Here is a 4,740-nt window from a genome sequence, read left to right on the forward strand (position 1 = left end):
TGCATAACTTCGTATAGCATACATTATACGAAGTTATACGAATGGGAAAATCAAAGTGGAATTTCATGAATCAATTATTGAAAAATTTGAACTGCCATGGTACTACATTCCTGCAACACCTTTTTATCTAATGGTATATCTAAATTTTTCTCTTGAAAAAATGCAATCATTTTTTCAGTATCCATATTACCAACCAGCTCGTCCTGAGCCATTGGACATCCGCCTATTCCTTTAATGGCACTGTCGAATCTTAAGCAGCCAGCATGCAAAGCAGCTTCCAGTTTGGGTTTCCAGTTCATTGCATCTGCATGCAGGTGCACACCAAATTCTACTTGAGGATAAACAGGAATCAGACTATTCAATGCACTGCTAATCTGGTCTGGTGTTGCCACACCCACCGTATCAGCCAATGAAATAATGCGTATGCCCAGGTCAGTCATTTTACTTGCCCAATACAATAAAATATCTTCCCCGTAAGCATCTCCGTAAGGATTGCCAAAACCCATACTTAAATAAATAACCAGTTGCTTTCCATTTCTCTCGCACAATTCCTGTATGGTTTTTACCCGCTCAAAACTTTCTTCCAGACTACTGTTTGTATTTCTCATCTGAAAACTGGGTGAGATAGAAAATGGAAATCCAAGGTAACTGATTGAATTAAATTTCACCGCTTCTTCGGCACCCCGTTCATTGGCAACAATCACCAACAATTTTGTTACAGAATCCTGCAAATCCAGATTAGAAATAACTTCCGCGGTATCTGCCATCTGAGGGATGGCTTTTGCAGATACAAAACTGCCACAATCCAGCACATCAAAACCAACTTTTAGCAAAGTATTGAGATAGTTGATTTTATCGGCTGTTGAAATAAAATTTTTCCAGCCCTGCATGGCATCTCTCGGGCACTCAACTAAAGTAAATTTATTTTCTTTCATCACAAGGCTCTAATTTAAATTTTATGAAGCATGCATACGCTGTTTCATGCCTTCATATAAAATCATACCAGTGGCAACAGACACATTTAGTGAATCAAATTTAGCAGCCATAGGTATTTTAAAAAACGCATCAGCAGCTTTAGCCAGATAAGGTTGTACACCCCTACCCTCATCTCCCATGATTACACAACAGGGAGCTGTAAAATCCAGCTCGTATACATTTTTATCTGCACGCATTTCACTGGTGTATACGGCAATGCCATTTAAATGCAAATCATCAACCGCCTTTAATAAACTGTTGACCCTACATATATGAATCTTCTCCAACGCACCCGCACTGCTTTTCATGGCTTCTTCATTCAATGCACCTACTCCTTTATCGGGTATAACAATAGCCTGCGCACCACAGCATACAGCAGTTCTGGCAATAGCACCAATATTTCGTACATCAGTTACTCCATCCAACATCAGAAACAAGGGAACATCTCCGTTAGATACTACATGATCTATCACTTGCTGCAAATCCAGGTATTGCACCAACGCAACAAAGGCAATGACTCCCTGGTGATTGGCTTTGGTTAGCCCGTTTAACTTCTCAACCGGAACCAGTTGAACGGGTATATTGTGCTCTCGGGAAAGTGATCTGATTTGTTGAACCACTTCACCGTTCGCATTTTTTTGCAGTAAGATTTTATCAATTGCTTTTCCGGATTGCAATGCTTCTACCAGTGGCTGACGACCAATGATGATGGATGATTTTTTAATAGCCATCTGCAAATGTATTTAATTCAATTTGCCCTGAAGCAATAAGAGCTGAACTTTATATACTGCCGCTACTGTCATTGAATCGGTTATTTCTCCTTTTTCCACCATTTCAAGCAATTCTGCAAATGGCAACTTCTTTACCTGCAATTGCTCCGTCTCTTCGGGCTCAGCTTCAAACTGCTGCAGATCTCTGGCCAGATAAATAACTGCCAACTCATCTGAAACAGAATTAGATAAATGCATTTGGAATAATATAGACCAGTCTCTGGCCACCAGACCTGTTTCTTCCAGCAATTCACGCCTGGCACTTTCCAGCGTGTCTGATCCCACCGGACAGCCCCCTTCGGGCATTTCCCATGAATAGGCATTCAAAGTAAACCGAAACTGTCCTACCAGATAAGTATTCAGTTCATGGTCCAGAACCAGCACCCCAACTGCAATATTTTTGAAATGAACTTTTCCATAAATCCCCTTCCCTCCGCCAGGGTTAATTACATCGTATTCAGTAAGGGATATCCAGGGATTATTGTAAACCAGTTTTTCCGCATTAATTCTCCAGGGGTTGGTTTCCATCATTTGTTTTTATAGAAGAGATAAAAGGAATACTGATTACAATATACAGTATAACTACTATCAATAACAAAAATTTAGCCCCGGCACATAAATTGGTAATCAACAGTGTAGTATCTGAAAAACTACCTGCAAAACTATCAAGCATAAACTTATTTTCAATCAAGTCAAGCACTCCTGCAACGTATGCTGCTTTAGAGAGTGATTTACCTGCATGTTGCATACTTGAATTTTTCCAGACGCGGGAACAAGCCAGTGCAGCCGTTGAAAAAAACAACACATAAAAAGGAATAAAAACAAAATCAATATATATATTGGCTTTCACATCGGCATTGGGCCATCCAAAAAGCACGGCATTTAATTCTTCTGCAGTACTTGCAAATTCAAGGTTAATGATCCCCAATGGTGTGGCTTCGGTTATGAGGTTCGCACCTTGTACTCTCAGAATAAAAAAGAACAAAGCTGCCAGCGAACCAAAGACGATTAATCTGGTTTTCATTAACCTAATATAACAAAAAATCCCCTGTAATACTACAGGGGATGACGAATTTTTTACACTTTTGATTATTTCAATCCAAAAGCCTTCTTCACTTTGGCTACATAATCCAGTTTTTCCCAGGTAAATAATTCCACTTTTACCTTTTTCTCCTTGCCGTCCGGGGTTCTGAAAGTCTTGGTAACCACTTCCGGCTTGCGGCCCATATGTCCATAAGCTGCTGTTTCACTGTAGATAGGGTTTCTCAACTTCAGGCGCTGCTCAATAAAGTAAGGACGCATATCGAATAAGCCCTCCACAATCTTCGCAATCTGACCATCGGTAAGGTTCACTTTGGCTGTACCAAATGTGTTTACGTTAATGGAAGTAGGCTGTGCCACACCAATCGCATAGGAAACCTGTACCAGGATTTCGTCTGCTACACCAGCAGCTACTAAGTTCTTTGCAATATGACGGGTAGCATAGGCTGCAGAACGGTCAACCTTACTTGGGTCTTTACCGCTGAAGGCACCGCCACCGTGGGCTCCCTTACCTCCGTAAGTATCTACGATAATCTTACGGCCGGTTAAACCCGTGTCTCCGTGTGGACCACCAATAACGAATTTGCCGGTAGGGTTAATATGGTACTTGATGTCTTTGTTAAACAGTTTCGCGTATTTCTTGTATTTCGCCTTTACCCGTGGAATCAAAATCTCGATGATGTCCTTTTTAATCTTGGCCAACATCTTCGCTTCTGTATCAAAATCATCGTGCTGTGTAGATACTACAATCGCATCAATTCTTACGGGTTGATTGTTATCGTTGTATTCCAACGTTACCTGGCTCTTGGCATCTGGTCTCAGGTATTTAATGGCTTTGTTCTCTCTTCTTAAAGCAGCCAGTTCAATCAGAATCTTATGCGCCAAATCCAAAGCCAAAGGCATATAGTCTTCAGTCTCATTGCTCGCATAACCAAACATCATACCCTGGTCGCCTGCTCCCTGCTCTTCTTTCTTCTTCTTATCTACTCCCTGGTTAATATCTGAACTCTGCTCGTGAATCGCTGATAAAATACCACAGCTGTTCGCTTCAAACATATACTCGCTCTTCGTATAGCCAATCCTGCGAATCACTCCTCGCGCAATCTCCTGCACATCCAGGTAAGCCTTGGACTTCACTTCCCCGGCCAATACAACCTGACCAGTCGTTACCAAAGTCTCACAAGCCACTTTACTCTGCGGATCAAACGCTAAAAAATTATCAATCAACGCATCGGATATCTGGTCCGCTACCTTGTCCGGATGTCCTTCAGATACACTCTCAGAGGTAAATAAATAAGGCATATTATAGTTTTTAAATGTTGTAAAATTAAATCCTTGAATAAACAATTCTCAGACGCATTCTGAATCTGCTATGCGATCCTCCGCCCAGGCGAACCCGGCCATTGGCCAACTCATTACCTTGTGCAGTACTTAAATAGTACATCTGAGAAACAAAATTATTCGGGAACGGGGGGAAGTAATTTAATGAATCGTTTGAAGGTGCTGATAAACGCAGCGTAAATGAAGAATCTTTGCGTGTAACAATACCTTGAACATATCGGCTGATAACAAAATATATGCTGCAACCCTGTCATATCCATTGATTGTTTTGAAAGTTCTGAAACCACCAAAATCAACCGTATTTGGTCCGGAAGACCCTACTATATAATCGTTGGGAATATTTCTCTTTTGGTTCTTTGCTGAATCAAAGGCACTCAGTAACAAAAGCCTCGGAGACTGAAAATAACGGTCGAGTGTCATGATATTATTGTCGTCGGGCACCTGCTCTGCAATCAATTCTGCACGATGAATAATGCGGTTGCTCAGGTTTTGCAAACCCGGAACACGAATACGTACATAAGTACCCGGAGCACTTTGCACATAAACCAGTGAGTCAGGTCTGGAAGTTGTGGTTATTCTATGGTCGTGGGAGGCAAGGCACACAGGGGATAGG

Annotated in this window: 5 protein-coding genes; all 5 read right to left on the bottom strand. The window is 41.4% G+C overall.

Annotation, left to right across the window (positions count from 1 at the left end; genetic code table 11):
• Positions 1-74 precede the first annotated feature (74 nt).
• The 5 genes from P767_RS0106350 to metK all read right to left on the bottom strand — a co-directional run bounded on the left by P767_RS0106350 (position 75) and on the right by metK (position 4,088).
• A complete protein-coding gene (locus tag P767_RS0106350) occupies positions 75-935 on the bottom strand; it encodes a hydroxymethylglutaryl-CoA lyase (RefSeq protein ID WP_026763862.1) in 861 nt (286 codons plus the stop codon).
• 21 nt (positions 936-956) lie between these two features.
• A complete protein-coding gene (rlmB, locus tag P767_RS0106355; protein ID WP_026763863.1) occupies positions 957-1,706 on the bottom strand; it encodes a 23S rRNA (guanosine(2251)-2'-O)-methyltransferase RlmB in 750 nt (249 codons plus the stop codon).
• A gap of 12 nt (positions 1,707-1,718) precedes the next feature.
• Complete coding sequence (locus tag P767_RS0106360) at positions 1,719-2,276, bottom strand: NUDIX domain-containing protein (protein ID WP_026763864.1); 558 nt, start codon at positions 2,274-2,276, stop codon at positions 1,719-1,721.
• On the bottom strand, positions 2,248-2,769 hold the full coding sequence (locus tag P767_RS0106365) for a hypothetical protein (protein WP_026763865.1): 522 nt from the start codon (positions 2,767-2,769) through the stop codon (positions 2,248-2,250). The genes P767_RS0106360 and P767_RS0106365 overlap by 29 nt, the downstream gene beginning before the upstream one ends.
• Positions 2,770-2,834: 65 nt before the next feature.
• The gene (metK, locus tag P767_RS0106370) at positions 2,835-4,088 is read right to left on the bottom strand and encodes a methionine adenosyltransferase (protein WP_026763866.1); all 1,254 of its coding nucleotides are present in this window, start codon (positions 4,086-4,088) and stop codon (positions 2,835-2,837) included.
• Positions 4,089-4,740: the final 652 nt, after the last annotated feature.

Origin of the sequence: Sediminibacterium salmoneum NBRC 103935 (assembly GCF_000511175.1) — a bacterium.
GTDB classification, from domain to species: Bacteria; Bacteroidota; Bacteroidia; order Chitinophagales; family Chitinophagaceae; genus Sediminibacterium; species Sediminibacterium salmoneum.

What these genes read in the sequence shown, in the direction of transcription:
- P767_RS0106350 (WP_026763862.1), bottom strand. Translation starts at nt 935, where the DNA reads ATGAAAGAAAATAAATTTACTTTAGTTGAGTGCCCGAGAGATGCCATG.
- metK (WP_026763866.1), bottom strand. Translation starts at nt 4,088, where the DNA reads ATGCCTTATTTATTTACCTCTGAGAGTGTATCTGAAGGACATCCGGAC.
- P767_RS0106365 (WP_026763865.1), bottom strand. Translation starts at nt 2,769, where the DNA reads ATGAAAACCAGATTAATCGTCTTTGGTTCGCTGGCAGCTTTGTTCTTT.
- rlmB (WP_026763863.1), bottom strand. Translation starts at nt 1,706, where the DNA reads ATGGCTATTAAAAAATCATCCATCATCATTGGTCGTCAGCCACTGGTA.
- P767_RS0106360 (WP_026763864.1), bottom strand. Translation starts at nt 2,276, where the DNA reads ATGATGGAAACCAACCCCTGGAGAATTAATGCGGAAAAACTGGTTTAC.